The organism is Algibacter pacificus, from assembly GCF_008033385.1.
In the GTDB taxonomy this organism is placed as follows: Bacteria; Bacteroidota; Bacteroidia; order Flavobacteriales; family Flavobacteriaceae; genus Algibacter; species Algibacter pacificus.
This window is the reverse complement of the sequence record NZ_VOGY01000004.1, coordinates 104,375-125,815: the sequence shown is the minus strand read 5'-3', so window position 1 is coordinate 125,815 and position 21,441 is coordinate 104,375. Positions and strand designations below refer to the sequence as shown.

Genomic DNA, 21,441 nt, shown 5'->3' with positions numbered 1-21,441 from the left:
AAAAAAGTTATGAATGAAAAACAAAATCAAGAAGTAAATAAAATTGACGTCGATGATGTTGATGCTATAATTAGAAATAATAATTATAAATTAACAGCAGATAAAATACGTGAAAAATTAAGTAAAGTATTAAATGACCCATCACAGTCTTCTAAACGTTGGATATGGGAATTAATGCAGAATGCAAAAGATTTAAAAAATAAATTTGAGAAGGTTTCTGTAGAAATTGAACTTTCAACAGATAAACTTGTGTTTAGACACAATGGTAACCCTTTTAAAGTATCTAATATAACAGGATTAATACAGCAGGTTAGTTCAAAAGATTCTGGGAACTCAGATGAATCCGTAACAGGTAAATTTGGAACAGGTTTTATTGCCACACATTTGTTGTCAGAGATAATTACAGTAAAAGGTATTGTAAATCATAAAAATCATTATAAAGATTTTGAAGTTGTATTAGACAGAAGTGGGAGAACTTCTGAAGAATTGTTACCTAAAATTGAGTCTGCACTTGAGAAGATTAGAAAAATAGAAACAGATCCTATTTTTTCAGTCAAAGAAGATTATGAAGTTAATAGAGTTGAAGCAGACTTTGATACATCATTTGAATACCCTCTTGTAAATAAAGAAAAATTGGATGCAGCTAAGGATGGATTGAGTGATTTAAAAAACACACTGCCCTTAACATTAGTCAATATTCCAAAAATTAAAAATGTTAGGATTATAGATCATATTTCTTCCACAAAAAATATCTATAAGAGTGAAGAAGTTTTTAATGACGGAAAAATCAGAAAAACGAAAATAAAATTAAGTCAAGACGATACTCGCTTCTTTATAACGTATTACACTAAAGAACTTTCACTATCTGTGGAAGTTAACAACTTTGAAGACCTTAAATTAATTGAAAACTTTGGTAAAACTCCAAATTTATACAGGGATTTCCCTTTAATAGGCTCAGATAAATTCTATTTTCCATTTATTTTTAATGGATTTAAATTACACCCAACAGAAGATAGAGATGGTATTCCAATTCATAGTGAAAGCGCACCAGATCATATTGAAAATAGAGCGTTAGTTGAGAAAGGGGTTGAAGCTGCTAAAAACTTCACAGATTACCTGATTGAAATTAAAGCTAAAAATTTATTCGTTTGTGCCTTTTCAAGGTTACCCGATGAAAAATGGCAAACTTTTTCTAAGAGCTGGTTTGAAAAATTACAGAAAAATTATAGAGCATTTATTAATGAAAAAGATATTATTGAAACAGATAAACCCAGTTGTGTAAAATTAAATACCGCCTTTATTCCAAACTATGGAGAAACGGATACAGATAAATTATCCTTTTATGAAATTGTGAAGCCTTTTATTGGTGTTGAAAAACTACCTAAAAAAGATGTTTTAATTAGTTGGATAAAAGCTACTGGTCCTAAAGATGAACTTAAAAATTGGGATAGGGAGTTACGATATACACTTGAAATATTATTATCTGAATTAGAGGTAGTTGGTAGTTTAAAATCCCTTTCGATTAAATTAAATGAAAAAGAAGAACCTTTAACTTGGCTTAATAAGTTTTATAGTTTTTTAATTGATTTTAAGGAAACAGATTCATTTTCTACTTATGCAATAATACCCAACCAAAACGGTGATTTTAAAAAATTAAGTCCAAATACACTTCATTTAGAAGATAAGGAAGCAAATATTCCAGATGAATTTCTTGATATTTTATTTGATTTAGGGGATAATTGGAGAACTAAACTAATTCATAGGGAAGTAAAATTACCTGGTCAGAATATTGAGAAAAAAGGATTGCCATTGGCTTCAAATAAGATTAATGAATTAATTATAAAAGATGGTTTTAGGAGAAACTCAAATTGTTTTAAGATAGTAAAGGATATATTAAGAAATGTTACATCCATAGAAAATATTGAGAATTTTCGATGTGAAGTATATTTAAAAGGTAAAGAATTGTTTTCATTTGATGAAGATATTCGAGTAGTTTCAAATATCAAAGATTTTAGATTTAAAAATGCGTTAGATATTTTTATAGAAACTATTAATTCTAAAATTGAAAAATGTAAAGATATCAATGGTTTATCAGAACAATTAAATTGCGATAGGTTTGTAACTATAAAATGGCTTAACACTTATTTAAATAAGATAAAAAGTGCAAAAGACTTCTCTAGTCAAATTTTTTATGGAAATATTGTACCTAATAGAAATGAAGTATTTTGTGCATTTGAAAGTTTAAATAATTTTGGAACTGTTGAGACTCCACTAAATGATGAATTAATAGATATTCTATTTAAATTAGATAAAACTAAAAATTGGAAAAATGAATTAGTTCTAGATGGAATTGAAATTAAATGTACTCCAAAAACATTTGATGAGTTAGGTGGTGCTGTTGATAGTGCAATTAGAGAAATTGAAAAAGAGGAGGCAGTAAATTTGGGATATATCAACAGTTATAAAGAAACAATAATTGAGTTAATTAACTGGTGTAATCTTAATAATTCATTATCAAAGTACTTAGCTCATTTCTTGCAGCGTAAAAATGATTTATGGGTTAAATTTTCTATGACGGACAAAATGTTTTCTTTATTAAGAAATGAAGAGGCCCTTGAAATGTTGGAAGTTATTCAAGATTCAGGAATATCTAAAGAAAATTTAAACCAGCTTATAGCACTTTTTCCAGAAGGTATTCCTCCAAACGTAATGGAATTTGCAAAAGAAGATGCAAGGAAAAAGAAAGAGTTTAGCAATTTATTAAAGGTTGGTTCTAAAGTAGAACAGCTTTTTGTAAAAACTTTAGAAGCCTATGAAATATCTAGTAAAAGGGAAGAAATAATTCATGCTGGTGGTGGCGCATATGATATTCGAATTTATAATCCCGACACAAAGAAATCTTTCCTTATAGAATTAAAATCTTGTCGTTATCAAAATACAGATCCAATAAATATTGCTGTATCTCAAGCTAAGAGAGCTGTTAAAGAATTAGAAAATGAAAGTTTTTCAATTGTAATCATTGAGCGTTCTCGTGATAATATGATGGATGAAGATTATATAAAGTTGAATACTAAATATTTTAAAAATCCAGGAAATCATTTAGAATCAATTGGAAGCAACTATGATCTAGTGATGGAAAACGTTAATACAGATGATAAAGTAGATTTAAGAATGGACCAAACCGAATTTAAAGGTTCTCTAGAGTATGTTTGGGTTTTAAATGAAATTGGAGATTCTGGTTTTAATGAATTGTTAGTTGATATTAATAAAGTATTAAATTAAATATTCCATATTCCGATACGGAATATTTATTGTTAAACATTTGATAATTAAACAAAAAATAAGTAATATAGCATATTCGAATATGGAATATTATGCAAAGTAAACAACAAATAATGAGCCCGCACGATATTGTTATTTTATTAAAAATAGCAAGTTATGGTAGTGAACAGTGGTTTCAAAAGCCTTTGGCTGAAGATTTAGGAATCAGCCAGTCTGAAATAAGTAAATCTTTAAACCGCTCTAAATACGCAGGGTTAATCGATTCTAAAGGAAAAAAAGTAATGCGTCTTGCATTATTAGAGTTTTTGCAGTTTGGTATTACTTATGTGTTTCCTCAAAAACCAGGAGCTATTGTACGTGGCATTGCAACTGCACATTCTGCAGCTCCTTTAAATAATATTATAGTAAGTGAAGAACATTATGTTTGGCCATCTGGTAAAGGTAAATTAAGAGGTCAAGCTATAATACCATTATATCCATCTGTAGTGGATGCAGTACAAAAAGATGAAAAACTATATGAACTCTTAGCGCTTGTAGATGCCATAAGAGTAGGGAGAGCACGAGAAAAAGAAATAGCCATCAAAGAATTAAAAATTAGAATCCTAGAAAATGATTCAGATCTAGATAGAAGGTTATTCCTCTTAAAAAATAAATAAAGTAAGCTATGGAAAATAGGATTATTAACATTGCTACAGTAGCAGAAGTTGCATTAGCGTTACAAGAGCTAAAAGACCAAATGGTGTTTATTGGTGGCGCAGTAGTGAGTGTTTATACGGATGATCCATCAGCAGATTAAATAAGACCAACAGCAGATGTAGATTTAACTATTAATTTATTGAATTATGCAGATTGGGCCCAAATGCAAGAACGATTAGCAGGACTTGGGTTTAGTCCAGATCCAGAAGGCCATGCTATTTGTAGTTATTTATATAAAGGGATATCTATAGATATAATGCCAGCAGAAGATGGTCCAATAGGTCCAGCTAACCGATGGTGTAAAGTGGGATTTGAACATTTATGGACTACAAAAGTTAAAGAACAAGAAATTAGAATTCTATCTGCGCCTTGTTTCCTGGCAACAAAATTTGAGGCCTTTAAAGATCGTGGTACAGATTATAGAACAAGTCACGATTTTGAAGATATTATTTATGTACTGGATAATAGAACCACTATAGTAACAGAAATAAATGAGGATCATCCAAAGGTTAAAGAATTTATAAAAGAGGAATTAATCAAAATATATACTAGCAGGACGTTTACTGAAATAGTGTCTTGTCATATTCATCCACTTATTGTAGAAGATAGATTGCCAATATTAATAGAAAAGATAGAAAAAATAATCACTAGTTAACTATGAGCTTCAACGAACTAAACAGTGTAGAAAACTATATTATTAAAGAGCTAACAGGTGTTAATCTAAACACGAATGAAATATCTGAAGACCATAAATTGTATGGTGGTTTTTGGCAATATAAATCGCCACAAGATTTACAACGTAGTGTAAACGAGGTTTTAATAGAACAAGATTTAAAAGCAGCTTTAATTAAATTAAATCCTGAGATTACTCAAAATCCAGATTTAGCAGATGAAGTGATCTATAAGCTCCGTGCTATTTTAATTTCTGTACATCAAGTGGGTTTAGTTCGTGCCAATGAAGAATTTTTTAAATGGTTACAAGGAGATAAAACCATGCCTTTTGGAGAAAACAATAGGCATGTTCCGGTTCGTTTAATAGATTTCGATGTGTTACAGAATAATAGTTTTGTTGCAACCACACAGTTTCGTATTCGTTATAGAGAAACCAAAATACCAGATGTGGTGTTGTTTATAAATGGTATCCCAGTAGTTATTGGAGAAGCCAAAACACCTATTCGTCCTGCAATAGATTGGGGAGATGGCGCACATGAGATACATGATATTTATGAAAATGCGGTTTCACAATTATTTGTGCCTAACATATTATCTTTTGCTACAGAAGGTAAAGAACTCTATTATGGTGCAATTAGAACACCTTTAGGTTTTTGGGCACCTTGGCGTTTAGAAAATGATGAAGATGCTATTGCAAAACGTTTAGGCTTGGGGGAAGTAGGTAAGGAGTTGAATGATTTATTACATCCACAACGTTTACTTGATATTCTACAAAATTTCTCGTTATTTACTACCAATAAAAAGAAACAACGCATAAAAGTCATTCCAAGATTTCAGCAATACGAAGGCGCCAATAAAATTGTAGAGCGTGTTAAAGCAGGAAAAATTAAAAAAGGATTAATCTGGCATTTTCAAGGATCGGGTAAATCTTTACTAATGGTTTTTGCCGCTCAGAAATTAAGAAGAGAAAAGGATTTAAAGAGTCCTACGGTTATTGTGTTGGTAGATAGGACCGATTTAGATACTCAAATAACAGGTACTTTTAATGCTGCCGATATTTCCAATGTTCAAACTACAGATAGTATAACGGAATTACAAACATTATTAGAACGAGATACGCGAAAGATTATCATTTCAACTATTTTCAAGTTTCGCGATGCGAAACCGAATATGAATACTAGAGATAATATTATTGTTTTAGTAGATGAAGCGCATAGAACCCAAGAAGGTGATTTAGGACGACAAATGCGAGCAGCTTTACCAAATGCATTTCTTTTTGGATTAACAGGAACACCAGTAAACAAAGCAGATAAAAACACGTTTTGGGCCTTTGGAGCTGAAGAAGACCAAGGTGGTTATATGTCTCGTTATACATTTCATGATTCTATTAGAGATAATGCAACATTACCATTACATTTTGAGCCACGTTTAGTAGATGTCCATGTAGATAAAGAAACTATTGATAAAGCATTTGAAGAGTTTAAAGAAAATAGTGCTTTAACAGATGAAGAAGCAGATGCTTTAAATAAAAAGTCAGCTAAAATGTCGGCTTTCTTAAAATCTCCAGAAAGGGTTGCCAAAATAGTTGAAGATATAGCAAAACATTTTAAAGAAAAAGTTGCTCCTCATGGCTTTAAAGCTATGATTGTTACACCAGATCGCTATGCCTGTGTACAATATAAAGAAGAGTTAGATAAATACTTTCCGGAAGAAGCCAGTCATGTGGTGATTTCAACTTCCGCTAATGATGAATTGGAATTTAAACAAAAATGGGGCGTTGATAAAAGTCAACAAGAAAAAATAGTTGATGAGTTTAACGATGCACAATCGGATTTACAATTTATAATAGTTACAGCAAAACTATTAACAGGATTTGATGCGCCTATTTTGCAAACCATGTATTTAGACAAATCTATAAAAGATCATACCTTATTACAAGCTATTTGTAGAACCAATAGGTTGTTTCCTAATAAGTCTTTTGGTAGAATTGTAGATTATTTTGGGGTTTTTGATGATGCAGCAAAGGCATTACAGTTTGATGAAGAAAGCATAAAAACGGTAATTTCTAATTTAACAGAACTTAGAGATAAACTACCCGAAGCCATGGAAGAGGCCTTGTCTCATTTTGAAGGTATTGATAGAACTATAGAGGGATTTGAAGGTTTAGAGGTTGCACAAAATGCGATTGGTAATAATGATAAAAAAGATGCTTTTGCAAAAGATTACAAATATTTATCAAAGATATGGGAGTCGTTATCTCCTGACCCTATTTTAAATGACTATCAAGAAGATTATAAATGGTTATCTCAAGTATTTGAGTCTGTAAGACCAGCAGCAGATAATATTGGAAAATTATTATGGTTTTCATTAGGAGCAGAAACGACAAAATTGATGCATGAAAACACGCATGTTGGAGAAGTTCATCATTTAGAGGAATTCATACTAGATGCCGATGTTATAGAAAATATTTTTAATAATCCAGATCCTAAAAATGCAAAGAAACTTGAAAAGCTATTAATAAAACGGTTTAAAAAACATGCTGGCGACCCGAAATTTAAATCATTAAGTGAGCGTTTAGAGGCGTTAAGAGATAAAGCGGAGTTGGGATTAATTACTTCTATAGAGTTTGTAAAAGAACTGTGTAAACTAGCTAAAGAAACGGTTGAAGCGGAAAAGGAATTAGAAGAATTAATAATTGAAAAAACACCAAAAGCCGCCCTGACAGAATTGTTCATCGAATTAAAAAATGATGAAACACCTGCTGTGGTAGAACGGATTGTAGAAAGTATAGATGCTATTGTAAGAGTAGTTCGTTTTCCTGGTTGGCAAAAAACAAGTTCAGGGGAACGTGAGGTGCAAAAATCACTACGAAAGGCATTATTGAAATATAAATTGCATAAGGATCAAATGTTGTTTGAAAGAGCTTATGGGTATATTAAGGAGTATTATTAAATGGGGCTATTTTGAGTTTTTAGGATATGGGATGTAGAAAATTTAATTTTTCACAAACTTTAACCTAGGGAGTACAACTTTAAACTCTTTTTCTTCTTTAGAATCGTACCAGTAAACTAGATATTCAACGAGACCTGATGAAAGGTCATATCCGTCTTTAATGAACGTGTTGTATTTGTTTTCCATAAAATGCCTAGAAAATAAAAGAACATTGCCCTTATACTTATTTGCTAGTCCTAATGCGGAATTATCAGCAAATTGTACGGTATCTTTTAATAGCTCGTCTCCGGAGTTAAGACCTTTTATTCTATAGCTCGTTTTGGAATATTTTTGAGATCCTAAATTAATGTCTTTATGCCCGAGTATAAGTTCAAAATGATCGGGTTGAGTTGTTTTGCCATCAAATTCTGTTATTTTTAATTTGTTCGTTTTGAATGTGTCAAAAAAAGGTGAGTTACAATGTATTTGTAAACTCTTTTTAGCTCTAGAACAACCAACATACAGAACGCGTTGAGATTCAGAATCGTTAAAATCATAATTTTCTAGTAATAAGTAAACATGGTCAAACTCTTTACCTTTTGCTTTATGCATAGTCGCTATTATGATAGCGTTAGAGTCTGCATTAACGGCATCTTCCATTTTAATTTCACGAATATACTCGTACCAATCAATTATATATTTTTGTTTTTCATAGTGGCATTCAAATTTTTTAATAATATTTAAGCAAATATCGAAATGTAAACTATTTTGATGTTTTGATTTAAAAAGGGTTTTGGCTGTGTTCCATTCGTTATTGAAAATCAAACCAGCATCATTTTTATTTTTCTTTAAGGCTTCTGTAAAGGTTCTTAGTTCGGATAAATCATCTAGTCTAAATCCTTCTAAGCCTGTTATTAATTTTGTTTTTTGTCCTACATCTTTTAAAAATGTACTTAGCATTAAGGCTTGTTTATTTGTTCTAACAAGTATAGCTCGTGTACCTGAATAATTATCTTTTATAACGTAGTCGGTAAGTGATTTTTCTAGATAAGAGCCGTTATATTTTACCAATTGAATAAAAGGCGAAGTTTGTTTTTTTACAGGTTCAAGAACTTGGTGTTTTAATCTTTTGGGTATTCTTTTTAGCAATTCATTGTTGAATTCAACAATGTTTGAACTACTTCTGTAATTTTTTATGAGAGAATAAGAAGTAGCATTATATTTATTTTTAAACGCTAACATGTTTTCATTGGATGCACCTCTAAAACCATAAATATTTTGATCATCATCACCAACAGCAATAACTCTAATACCTTTAGATTTTTTTATTATTACTTGAATAAGTTCCCATTCTGCTTTATTAACATCTTGAAACTCGTCTAGTAGTAAAACACTTTTATTAATAATAGAAGAAATGTCAATATCTTCATTTTTAATGGCTTCTAAGCAGTCTTGTATGACGTTTTCAGATTTCTTCAAATCTCCTAATTGGCCCATTAGTTGAAAACAGAATCCGTGAAAAGTGGTTATTTTTATTAAACCTGAATATTCAGGAACTAGTTTTCTAGTTCTATTTTTAAATTCTAAAGAAGCAGCTTTAGAAAATGTAAGCATCAAAAACTGTTCGGGTTTTATATCTTCTAGCAATAGGAGACTTGCTATTTTATGAACTAAGACCTTTGTTTTACCACTGCCAGGCCCAGCTAGCACAAGAATATTGTCAGATTTACCGTCGTTTACAATTTTAGTTTGATCGGTATCCAAATCACCTATAACTTCTTTTAGTCGATTAGGTGTTAAAGGAGTACCTATTTCTTTTTTTCGTCTAGGGAAATATTTTGCTAGAAACTCTTCGTAGGGTTGGCTAAAATAATCGTTAACATAGGACAGTGCTGACTCGTAATTTTGGATTCTCCGCTTTGCATATTCACCAACAATATGGATTTGTTCTGTTTTATGGTGGTAATGGTCGTTCATTTTTTTGAAGTTATCAATGGTAAGCCTAGGAATAGAAGCGTCAATTTCTTCTATATTTAACCTATTGTAAGAGACCATGAAACCGCCTTCTAATTTTATTGACTTTATTTGATTTAGAAATAGAAGTGTTTTCTCATAACGTTTTATATCTTCTTCTTTTATTTGTCCTAAAAATTGATTAGAGTTTTTTAATTCTAACATAGAAAAAGAAACAGGTAAATCTCTTTTTTCTTGTGAAACTTGCTTCTCTTTTTGTTCTCGTTGAAATTTTTCTAAAAGTTCATAAGTATCTATGGCTAGTTCATGTCTCCATTTTATATCTTCTTCTAATTCAGCATTGTATTTTATATCAATTTGATATAAATCATTTTCTCTGTCAACACGTTTTTTCTGAATAAAATTTCTAATCTCCCAATAATTAAGAATGTTTTTAATAGCATCTATGGAAGTCTTTTCAATACCATCATCAATCAAGTTTTGATTTAGTTGGCGCATTGATATTTTAATGTTTTTTGTAAGATGCTGTTGTAAGGCTGTTTCAATAATTCGATACCTTTCAATAATTTTTTTTGAGCTGTTGGAGGACTGAGTTATGTTTATGAAAGCGGTTAAATCTTTAGCGTCTCCTAATATTTTAAGGTCTCTTAAAATATCTATAATATCTCGAATCTCATTGAGTTTTAAGCCTGTTCTATCAGCTAGATAGTCAATTCTACACTCATCATCCTTTACTATACGTTGTAGAACTCTAGAACAGTTCTGTATTTGGGTTTCTGTTAAGTGTTTTTGTTTATGAATTATTTTTAAGGCATTATCGATTTTAGGAACCATTAAGCTATCTGCAAAAACACTAGGTGAGTTTTGTTTTCTTTTCAAAAAGCCTTGATCTTCTAGTGCGGCAATTGATGTTTTTACTTTAGTTTCTAATTCTAGAATTTCTGTATCCCATCCTGCTTTTTGAGCGATTTCCAATGCTGAATTACTGATTTTTTTATTTTTTCTATACTTGGATAGAAACTTAAGGCCTTGCCAAATTTGTTGAATTTCTTTTTGGTTAATTTTTGTCTGTTGTAATAAACTGAAATGTTTGTTTAGATCATATTCATTAAACAATATGTAACATTTGGCTTGTATTTTTTCATCTCTCCCAGCTCTTCCTGCTTCTTGAACATAGTTTTCTAAAGAATCGGATATATTGTAATGTATTACAGATTTAACATCGTCTTTATCTACACCCATACCAAATGCAGAGGTAGCAACAATAATATCCTTCTCGCTATTCATAAAGGCATCCATGCTACTCTTTTTTATATCTTTATCGAGTTTACCATGAAAGTAAGTGGCATTAAAACCAGCTTTCTCAATGGATTGATGCAACTCTTTAACTTTTTTGGTTCTAGAAGCGTATATAATAACGGGCTTTTCACAGCGTTCCAAAATAGTTAATAAAGTATTTGTTTTGCGAGAGGGATCATCAATTTCTATAACTTCATATCTTAGATTTGTTCTACTGGCTCTAGTTATGTACTCGTCTAATTCTAGGTTTAATTTTGTTTTAAAATATTCTTTTATATCTATTATTACCTGGGGTTTTGCTGTTGCGGTAAAACAAGAGACAGGAATTTTTCCAAAGCCTCTTGGGGACTCAAGGGTTTTTATAAAATCGGCTATGTATAAGTAATCTACTCTAAAATCTTGACCCCATGATGAAAAGCAGTGTGCTTCATCTATTACAAACCTAGCAATTGATCTTTGTTTTAGTATTCTTAATATCGTTGGTGATCTTAAAGATTCTGGGGATAAATAAAGTAATTGTACGTCACCACTTTCTACTCGTTCAATAGCCTCTTGCCTTTCTAAAGGAGATAATAAACCATTTATAGCTGCTGCTTTGGTGATGTCAAACCGTTTCTCAAGATTTTCTACTTGATCTTTCATTAATGAAACTAGCGGAGAAATAATAACGGTTAGTTGCCGTGTAAGAGAGCCTTTCATTAAAGCAGGAAGCTGAAATGTTAGTGATTTTCCTCCTCCTGTAGGGAATACAGCAACAAATGATTTTGTACTTAAACCTGCTCTTACAGTTTTTTCTTGTAAACTTATGTCTTCATCTAAGTCAAAACTTCTAAAATCGTTGTACCCAAAATAGGTTTGTAAGGCCTTTTTAGGGTTTAAATTTGTGTTGCAATAGGAGCAAGTTTCATCATTACAATTATTAAATCGAAGATTATCTAGTATTTTTTGAGTTACAGGTAATGTGTTACTAATCCAATAGGCTAAAATAGATTTATCTTCGGTTGTACAAATTAGTGCGTAAGCGTAGGCAAATTCAATAGGATACTTCTTCGCGATTTTATCAATGCTTGTATTTTTGCATATTTTATTTTTAAAAAGGCTATTTAAGTGATAACCTATATCAAGCGTTTGCGTTTTGAAATTTATTAATTCTAAAAAGCCGGAATAATTTTTTGATTGATAAAGTAGGTTTGCATATACCTGTTGAGCATTTGAGTCTAATTCATTGAATCTATTTAATTCGTCGCTCAATAATTCTTTGGTAAGTTTACAAACGGATAGCGGATTGTTATAGTTACTATCATTCACTATTTTATACCCTTTAACAAGCTTGTGATATGGATTATTACTAAAGAGAATAGGAGACCACAATAGGGTGTCTATTATTTTTTTATTTCTAAAAGTATCCTCTCCAAGAACGCTTTCAATCAAAGGAATGTCATGAGCTATAATGTTATGACCACAAACATATTCAGCCTGATTTATCCAGTTTTTAAGTTTTGTTAGTTCTTTTTCGTGTAATTCATATCCATTGAAAAGTGCACCAATATCGTTTATTTTACCGTTTTTAGCGGTCTCAATATCTATGTAGAGAATTTTGTTAATCATTTTTAGGTATTCTGATCTAATCTAGATTTAACCATACAAAATGAAAAACCGCTCTTGTTTTGATTATGGATACAAATCTAATATCACTGAGGGAGTGCTTTGATTAAAACAAAGTAATAATCAAATATAGTAAAAACATATATAAAATATTATATTTTTAGGGGTTTAGTGTAGTCTGTTTTGTTTTGGTGGAACTGTAATGAGAAAATAATGTAAACAATCTTTTTGTAATAATTTGTGCATAGTAATTAACAAATAAGAGTAAAAAACTAACTAACTGATTATTAGTTAGTTTTTTTGCTGTTTCTTATTAATTGAGTTTCTTTTTTACACCATTATTTTTTAATAAATAGAATGAATATCCAAACTGGAGTCTCGAGAAATTGTTATTAATATTATCCAATTCGTGAGTTAGTTTATATCGTAAAAATAGTCTTCCTGTACCAGAAACATCTACATTAAAATCAATATTAAAACTATTTAACCACCTGTTTTTTGATGTCAATAGATTATCCTCAATAGATTTTAAATTAATGTTCGAATCAAAGGTTTCAAACCACGAAAGTCTGTCAGATATAGAAAAGCTAACCCTTTTTTCTGGTAAAATATGAAATTGATACTCAAAAGGAATTTCCAAATTATTTGTATGAAAACCTTCAAGATCATCAATACTGTTCTTTAAACTTGTTCTTCCAAATAAAAATCCAGCGTTTATATACATATTTAATTTAGCGTTTTGATTTTCCATGGTAACCAAATTTAAAATACCTCCAATTGCAAAGTTTCTTCGTCGCATTAATGAAATAGGAGAGTAGAAGTCTTCTGTTTTATCTATTGTTCCATCATCTTTTAGAAATGTAAAAGTATCAGGTGTTACAAATTTACTATCAGATTCTATTTTTGAGAATTGAAAACTAGCATCTAAATATTGAAAAGTACCGATTCCTTCTGAAATAAGAGGTAAAAAAAGTAATTTATGATACCATTTAGTATCCGTTCTTTTAGTATTAATATTAAAGCGCTTGTTTACTTCGGTTTGAACAATTCCATTGGGATTATCCTCGTCAAAAAGACCTAAGAAATCTGTGTAAACTACAGCTTCAAAAAGTTTTGAAGTTTCTTCTTTATGTAGTTCACTTTCTGTTTGATTTTTATCTAAAATTAAAAGTTGCGGAACAGGGCTAACATCATTTGCGTTAACATCAACTTTTTTTACATAGCGTATTATATCAGAAACATTAACTCTTAGTCTGTTATCTTCATTAGAATATTCTTGGGTTTCTTTTGTAATATTAACACTATCTTTTTTAGACATGTTATTTATTTCGGTATCGCTAAAAGTGTTATCTGAAAATAGTCTGTATGTATCTAATTCTTGTATGTTTTTTGTTGAACTGATACCAATTGAGTATTTATTATTAAAGGTTAGGGGTACCTCGTTAATAGTGCCTTGTAACTGGATTTTTTCAATAAATCCTCCATAAAATGAAATTTCGACAGATACTTTTTTAATTGTATTTAGAAAAGTGTCTTTAGCTTTTTCAAATAGTTTTTTTTGTTTTCTATAATATATAGGGATTTCAGAAGATTTTAAATAAATTTTAGCTACCACAGGTTTCGCTTCTTCGGTATTATGATATGTTATAATTTCTGCGAATACATAACGAATATTTTTACTAATTGTTTCGGGGTTAGGTTCTTCTGTCTCTAAGGGTTCTCCATCAATCTCTGTTGTCGTAATAACATCTTTTATTGCTTGTTTAAGTTTTATTTCAAAATTTGGATATGTTAGTGGTCTTAATTTAAATGATTTGGTGTTGTCTTTCGATTCTACAATGGTTTCGTAAAAATTGTCATCACCTAATTTAGTTTTAATCACCATATCAAGACTTGTATTTTTGTCTTTCATAAAAGTTTTAACTAAATCAACAGGCAAAGTATACTGCTGTGCAAAAGAACTTGTTAAAATAAGTAATGAACAAATAAATAATACTTTTTTCATGTTTTCAATTTTTGGTTGGTTAGTTTTTTTGAATTTTTTATTGTTTAGTGGTCATGGTAAATCATGACCTAATGTTTGTATTTGAGTCTTTGGTAAAAAAAACTCGTTTACAATACTTAGTGTTAATTACTAAAATTAAATTTTGCTTATAATTATGAAAATAAATAAGGGAGAGTGTAATAAGCTTGCTTATGGCTTATTGAAAGCTAAATATAAATAAAAAAATTAAACCCCACAGGATTTGCAGTCTTTTTATTAAAATATACATAATCTAATCGTATGATTTTCAATACTATTATGAATATGAGTTTAGTAATTCTGAAAGTTTCTAACTATCCAATAGTTTCTTTTAAATTAATGGGAGTGAAGAATGAATTTCTCTGTTATATATTTAATTTATAGCTCAAAGGAAACTGTATTTTAAAAGTCCTTTTTTATAATGAGCCGATTAATAAAACTAATCGGCTCATTATTTTGTGTGTTTTTAAGCCAATTAAATGCTAGGCAATTAAAGGCGGTTAAACGTATGCTTAAAGAAGGACCAAATGGATTTGAAGGCGGTATGACTGCTAAAAAGTATATGCGGATTAATCAAACCTCTAAACCAACTGCTACAAGAGATTTACAAAAAATGGTGGAGTTAAACATATTTAAAATGGAAGGTGATGGACGAAGTACTTCTTATCAAATTAATTTTTGAAATCTCTTTATCTGTTTCTCAATTCTAATTTTATACGACATGGGTTATATAAATATTAAATTTTTTAGTCATTTTAATCATAGAAGTAGCACTAATTATTACCTTTGAAATCGGGGTGCTAATTTCCGGTGACTTTCCGAGTCGTTTTGTACCTCATTTTATGTTAAGTCCCGTTAATAAAGAAAAATTAAATACTGTATTGGGAAGTAAAATCAGTTAAATTTTAGAACAAGTAGTTTTGCACCATAGTTTAGAATATTCGCAATGATAAAAGACTTTAAAATTATTTGATACAAAGAATCTGTAAAAGCAATTTTAAACAAAACAATGCCGTCTAGCTATGAGTGTAATGATACGTAACAGGATCTCGCAAAGATTTCAACTAATAAATAAAAGGACTATATTATCGAGTTACGGTTAACTATCTTTGTTTATCTATAGTTAATCCTTAGGGTATGCTCAGGGTTTTTAAACCTATCTAGTATTAAAGAGTCTATTTAACAAACGTCTATAAACTGGATTTTTCGTTTAAATTTTATTGTTTAAATACCCCTCAAATAAGGATTTTAGTTTCGTTTAAAATAATTATTTCTTAAATTACGCAGCTAAAATTATTTCTTTTTTTGCCTGTTTATAACAAATATCCAGATCAGCTACTGCTAGATTGTCTTAAAAATGATGATCAGCAGGCTTACACGGTAATTTATAATAGATATTGTAAACTTTTAATAAATCATGCCTATAAAATTTTGCAAAGTCAAGATGAAGCAAACGATATTGTTCAGGAGGTGTTTTTGGCTATATGGAACAAGCGGAAGGAATTAAATATTAAAGGCACTCTATCTTCATATTTGTATAAGGCAACTAAAAACAGAATACTAAATCATATTGCTCATGAAAAGGTTGTATCGCGTTACGCAAAGTCAATATCAGACTTTACAGAAAATAATTACGCCTTTGCAGATGCCAATCAAAGAGAAGAGGAGTTACGCCTTATTATTAATAAAGAAATAGAATCTCTTCCTGATAAAATGCGTGAAATTTTCGTTTTGAGAAAAATTGATCATTTATCTTATGACGAAATCTCCAATCAATTAAATATTTCTGATAAAACAGCTAAACAACAAGTCTATAACGCATTAAAAAAAATTAAGGCTAAAATAAATCCATTTTTAATTGTTTTAATGTTTAAAATGTAATTGTTTGATTAACTGTTGTTTTATGCTTTCCTTTCCCGTTTAAACCTTCAATATTCTGAAGGTTATTTAACAATAAGATAATAATTTTTTAATTTTTTTTTGATTTTGTCTATGACAAATCCATGTTTTAGTTGTCTTAATTATATAAACACCGATAAAACTGTATTTTATTATGACGGAAGCGGAAATTTTAACCTTATTAAAAAATTACAGAAACGGCACCTTGTCTGATGCTGAAAAGGATAAGCTAGAGGCATGGTATTTATTTGAAGCTTCAAAGAATAAAAAGAGTTTAAACAAATACCAGTTAGAAAATAGTTTTAAATATATAAAATCTAAAATTCCTATAAAACAACCAAAGGTGGTTAATTTAAGGAAACGTTTGGCGGTAGCAGCATCAATAGCTTTAATGCTGGCTTCTGGATTGTATTATTTTACAAGAACCATAGCGCCTCAAGTTCAATTAGCAAAAGAAATAAATATAATTCACCCAGGAGGAAATAAAGGCGTATTAACTCTATCTAGTGGGAAACAAATTGTTTTAACTAACTTAGTGAATAAAGATACAATTGTAAGTGAAGGAGCGCAAGAAGAGGTCACCATTAAAATGAATCCTAACGGACTTGTTTCGTATGCAGTAAATCCAGGTGCAGATAATAATGATAACCCAAATACTTTTAACACCTTATCAACCCCAATAGGAGGGCAATATAGTCTTATTCTTTCAGACGGCACCAAGGTGTATTTAAATGCTACTTCTTTATTAAAATACCCAACACATTTTAAGGGAGATAAAAGGGAGGTTGAGCTAGAGGGAGAAGCTTATTTTGAAGTAGCAAAAGATAAGACTAAACCATTTTTTGTGAAAATAAGAAATCAAACCATTCAAGTTTTAGGAACGCATTTTAATGTGCAGGCCTATAACAATGAACCTTTTACTGAAACAACTTTATTGGAAGGAAGTGTTGCTGTTACTTATAAAGATAAAAAAAACATTTTAAGACCAGGACAACAGGCTAAAATAAACCAAGATTCCAGTTCTATTTTAATTAGAGACGTCGATGTAACATCGGCCGTGGCTTGGAAAGATGGAAGATTTAGGTTTGATAATGCCGACTTAAAAATGGTAATGAAACAGTTGGAACGATGGTACGACATTCGGGTGGTATATAAAGGAGAAATACCTGATTTGAAATTTAATGGCGGAACTTTTATGAATAAAAATTTATCTGAAGTATTAAAAGTACTTGAGCTTAGTAATATAAAATTTGAGGTTAAAAGAGATACCATTATTGTATATCCCTAAAATCTGAGGTTTGCCCTTTTATACTAGTTATCAATGAAAAAACCAGAAGCAGTTGCATTGCCTCTGGTTACTAAATGAGTGTCGCTAGTATGTTTTTTCACAAATGTCTAACTAAAAACACAAGTAAATGTATGAAAATTAATTCAGAATGTAAAACACCTAAACTAAATCTTGGAAAGAATATTTCTAAGATAATTGAATCTCGATACTTAAAAGGTTTTACCTTTTCTCTTATACTGTTTTTGGGCGTTTTAGTTCATGCCCAAAGTGTAACAGTTAATTTTAAGGGCGTTTCTCTAGAAAAAGCTTTAAAAGAATTAGCAAAACAAGCTGATTATGAAGTTTTTTATACTCAAAAATTGCTTAAAGATTCTAAACCACTAACTATTAATCTTAAAAATGTCGACTTAAAAGCGGCTTTAGATGAAGTTTTTAAAAATCAAAATTTAAAATACACTATTACCAACACAACCATTGTTGTTACGTCATCCAAAACTGAAAATTTATCTACACAGTTAATTAATGTAACTGGTAAAATTTTAAATACGAATAACGTGCCCTTCCCAGGGGTTACGGTCCACGTGTTAGAAACAAATAAGTTTAGTATAAGCGATTTTGATGGTAATTTTTCAATTGAAAATGTACCTGCCAATGGGGTAATTGAATGTTCAGGTTTAACTGTAGCCAAAGCCACTTTTCCAATAGAGGGCAAAATTCAACTAACCCTTGTTGTTGAAGAGAAAATTACAGAAATGGATGAAGTGGTTGTTACAGGATACAAAAGCATAAGCAGAAAGCATTTAACAGGTGCGGTATCTAAAATAAATCAAAAAACTTTAAACCAAAATGTTAATTCAGATTTGTTAACAGCGCTTGAAGGTCGTGTTGCAGGATTATTATATCAAAAAAATCCATTTGGAGCATCTGCAGATAGGCCTATTCTGCGCGGTATAGGTACTTTTTCTTCAGTAGAGGTTGGCTATAGCCCACTTATTGTGATTGATGGTTTACCTACAGAACTAACGCTAGAAGAAATTAATCCTTATGATATAGAGAGTATAAACGTACTTAAGGACGCTGCAGCAGCATCCATTTATGGCTCGAGAGCTGCCAATGGTATTATTGTATTAACAACCAAAAAGGGAAATGGGAAATTAAAGGTTAATGTTAATGCAGATTATTTTGTTTCAACAAAACCTAATCTTAAAGATTTAAATTATGCTTCTACAAGTGATATAATAGATTTTGAACAGGCGGTTTACAATAGAGAGCGTAATAGATTTGGTGATATTGCCACAATGTTTGATAATTATGGAGAAATTGGTAGTAGTAGAATTTTATATTACAGTCCTTTATATCAGTTAAATAGGGATTTAGAAGTTGGTAATATCTCTCAATTAGATTTTGATGGTACAATCTCTCAGTGGAGAAATAACGATTATATCAATGATTATAGAGATAATGTATGGCAAGATGAATTCAGGAAACGTTACAATATTTCTTTTTCTGGAGGTTCTGGGAGGCAAAACACCTATGTTTCCTTTAATTATGACCATACAGACAATCGTATAAAGTATAATTCCGATCAATCTTTTAATCTTTATGCAAAAAGCAGTTATAAAGTAAACAACAGTTTAGATGTTACTGTTGGGCTTAACGGAACTGTTAGAAATGCGGATATCACGGATTCTAGCTATGGGGATTTTAATATTCAAAAGCGATATGAAAGAATTACCGATGAAAATGGTAATCTTGTTACATCACCATTTGTGCGTATTACCGACGGTTTTACATCAAGTAGTGAAATTAATCCAATTGTTGCCTCTCAAATAGCCGATTTAAATGGGTTTAATCCAGTAACATTTAATGTTTTACAAGCGCTTCAAGAAGGAGTAACACAAAGTAAATCTTTAAACTTAAGAGCCTTTGCCAAATTAAGATTAAAATTATGGAAAGGTCTTAGCCTTAGCTCTCAATATCAGCATGAAACTGTAAGAACAGATAGTGATCAATATTACGAGCAAGATGCCTATAAAATGCGCTATGCTATAAATACTTTAACTGGCTATGATTCTAGTAATGATACATACAGTTATTTGGATGGTTTTTCTGAAGGCGGGCGTTATAGACAATCTACAAGACAAGCAAGAAATTACTCCTTTAGAAATCAACTAGATTATAGTCAGGAGTTTGGTGAAGGTAAGCACTTTCTTAGTGCAATAGCTGGTTTTGAAATGCGTGAAACTTTTGTTCCAAGAAGTGTTGAAAGTTTGAGTTATGGGTATAATCCTGTAACCTTAACATTTAACACGTTAAACACCCAAGATCTTAGTGAATCAGGCGTGCCAAGTTATATATACGGACGTAATAAAACATTATCAGCACTGTCTACTGTGCAACAAGAAATATTACATCGCTATTTTTCAGTTTACAGCTCTGTTAACTATACCTTGTTGTCTAAATACAATTTAACTGGTAGTTACCGTGTTGATCGCGCAGATTTATTTGGGGTAGATTCAAAATATAAAAATCGCCCATTGTGGTCTGTTGGTTTAGGTTGGAATATTACTAGCGAGAATTTTATGAAACATATCACTTGGGTTAACTCACTAAAACTAAGAGCAACTCATGGGTATACTGGTGTTGTAGATCAGTCAACAACTCCAAATGTTATTGCTAGGTGGAGAAATGATAGACTATATAGATCATTAGAATATATAGATATTACAACGCAACCAAATCCAAAATTAAGATGGGAAAAAACTGAAACTACAAATTTAGGATTAGATTTTAGTGTGCTGCAAAGTAAATTACGCGGAAGCATAGATGTTTATCGTAAGTATAGTTCAGACTTATTGACAACCACAGATTTAGACCCTACCGTTGGAGCTTTAACAAGAAGAGTTAATGCGGGTGCTTTACTTAACAAAGGAATAGAATTAAGTATAGGTTCGGATTGGTACCATAACGGAGATTTTAAAATGTCATCCAACTTAGTGTTTGGTTTTAACAAAACAACTGTAGATAAAGTGACTAGAGAACCATCTGATGCGTTTGTTTATGTAAGTTCTCCATTAGATTATTTTATCGAAGGAGAAACCTATAATAGTTTGTATGCTTATAAGCATGGCGGTATTACTAATGGATATCCTTATGCACTTGATGAAAATGGCGAACCTTCAATCCTTTTTGATGATGATGGAAACCCTTTATCTGATAGTATCAAAACAATAACAAACCCAGATGCCCTTGTAAACATGGGAAGCTTATTACCAAAATATACCGGATCTTTTTCACAAAGATTTTCTTATAAACAATTAGAATTAAATCTATTGTTTGTTTTCTCTGGAGGTAACGTTATGCGTAAGGACGTTTTAGCCCTAAATTCTGATGAACTTAATGACAGAAGAATAGTGGATCGCTATACAGATACCCAACAAAATAACAATACCCGATTATTTGTAGATTTTGATGAAAGCATAAGAAATAATGCAAGTACTATTAGTAACCAATGGATAAATTCTGATGTCAATGTAGTAAACGGTGATTATGTAAAGCTAAGAAATATCTCGTTAGCATATAATCTTCCAGAGTATCTTACAAAAAAAATTAAGTTATCATCTGCTAAAATGACTTTTCAAATTAATAACCTTTGGTATTGGAGTGCAGCAGGAAATGGTATTGATCCAGAGGTATACTCGCCTAATACCGGTACCAGAAGTATATCACTACCTAAAACCTTTTTATTTGGACTTAACCTTAATATTTAATA

Annotated in this window: 11 protein-coding genes; 9 read left to right on the top strand and 2 right to left on the bottom strand. The window is 30.6% G+C overall.

Annotation, left to right across the window (positions count from 1 at the left end):
• Positions 1-9: 9 nt before the first annotated feature.
• From FQU21_RS07650 to FQU21_RS07635, 5 genes are all read left to right on the top strand, one after another.
• Complete coding sequence (locus tag FQU21_RS07650) at positions 10-3,282, top strand: sacsin N-terminal ATP-binding-like domain-containing protein (protein WP_147677415.1); 3,273 nt, start codon at positions 10-12, stop codon at positions 3,280-3,282.
• 113 nt (positions 3,283-3,395) lie between these two features.
• Entirely contained in the window at positions 3,396-3,938 is a 543-nt protein-coding gene (locus FQU21_RS07645; protein ID WP_246124790.1) for a hypothetical protein, read from the top strand.
• A gap of 8 nt (positions 3,939-3,946) precedes the next feature.
• On the top strand, positions 3,947-4,078 hold the full coding sequence (locus tag FQU21_RS17780; RefSeq protein ID WP_262712749.1) for a hypothetical protein: 132 nt from the start codon (positions 3,947-3,949) through the stop codon (positions 4,076-4,078).
• Positions 4,079-4,117: 39 nt separating this feature from the next.
• On the top strand, positions 4,118-4,633 hold the full coding sequence (locus FQU21_RS07640; protein WP_147677413.1) for a hypothetical protein: 516 nt from the start codon (positions 4,118-4,120) through the stop codon (positions 4,631-4,633).
• Positions 4,634-4,635: 2 nt separating this feature from the next.
• Positions 4,636-7,602 carry a type I restriction endonuclease subunit R gene (locus tag FQU21_RS07635; RefSeq protein WP_147677412.1) on the top strand — a complete coding sequence of 989 codons (2,967 nt, stop codon included), beginning with the start codon at positions 4,636-4,638 and terminating at the stop codon, positions 7,600-7,602.
• A 42-nt stretch (positions 7,603-7,644) separates the two neighbouring features.
• Here the strand turns inward: FQU21_RS07635 and FQU21_RS07630 are convergent, their stop codons facing one another.
• Positions 7,645-12,462 (bottom strand): RecQ family ATP-dependent DNA helicase, encoded by a 4,818-nt coding sequence (locus FQU21_RS07630; RefSeq protein ID WP_246124789.1) that lies wholly within the window; start codon positions 12,460-12,462, stop codon positions 7,645-7,647.
• Positions 12,463-12,772: 310 nt separating this feature from the next.
• Positions 12,773-14,464: a hypothetical protein gene (locus tag FQU21_RS07625; protein ID WP_147677411.1), complete on the bottom strand. Its 1,692-nt coding sequence runs from the start codon at positions 14,462-14,464 to the stop codon at positions 12,773-12,775.
• Positions 14,465-14,903: 439 nt separating this feature from the next.
• Between FQU21_RS07625 and FQU21_RS07620 the strand changes: the two genes are divergently transcribed.
• From FQU21_RS07620 to FQU21_RS07605, 4 genes are all read left to right on the top strand, one after another.
• Positions 14,904-15,164, top strand: a complete 261-nt coding sequence (locus tag FQU21_RS07620; protein WP_147677410.1) for a Fic family protein — start codon at positions 14,904-14,906, stop codon at positions 15,162-15,164.
• Positions 15,165-15,787: 623 nt separating this feature from the next.
• On the top strand, positions 15,788-16,363 hold the full coding sequence (locus FQU21_RS07615) for an RNA polymerase sigma factor (RefSeq protein WP_147677409.1): 576 nt from the start codon (positions 15,788-15,790) through the stop codon (positions 16,361-16,363).
• 172 nt (positions 16,364-16,535) lie between these two features.
• Positions 16,536-17,669 (top strand): FecR family protein, encoded by a 1,134-nt coding sequence (locus tag FQU21_RS07610; protein WP_147677408.1) that lies wholly within the window; start codon positions 16,536-16,538, stop codon positions 17,667-17,669.
• A 131-nt stretch (positions 17,670-17,800) separates the two neighbouring features.
• A complete protein-coding gene (locus FQU21_RS07605; RefSeq protein ID WP_147677407.1) occupies positions 17,801-21,439 on the top strand; it encodes a SusC/RagA family TonB-linked outer membrane protein in 3,639 nt (1,212 codons plus the stop codon).
• The last annotated feature ends 2 nt before the right edge of the window (positions 21,440-21,441 follow it).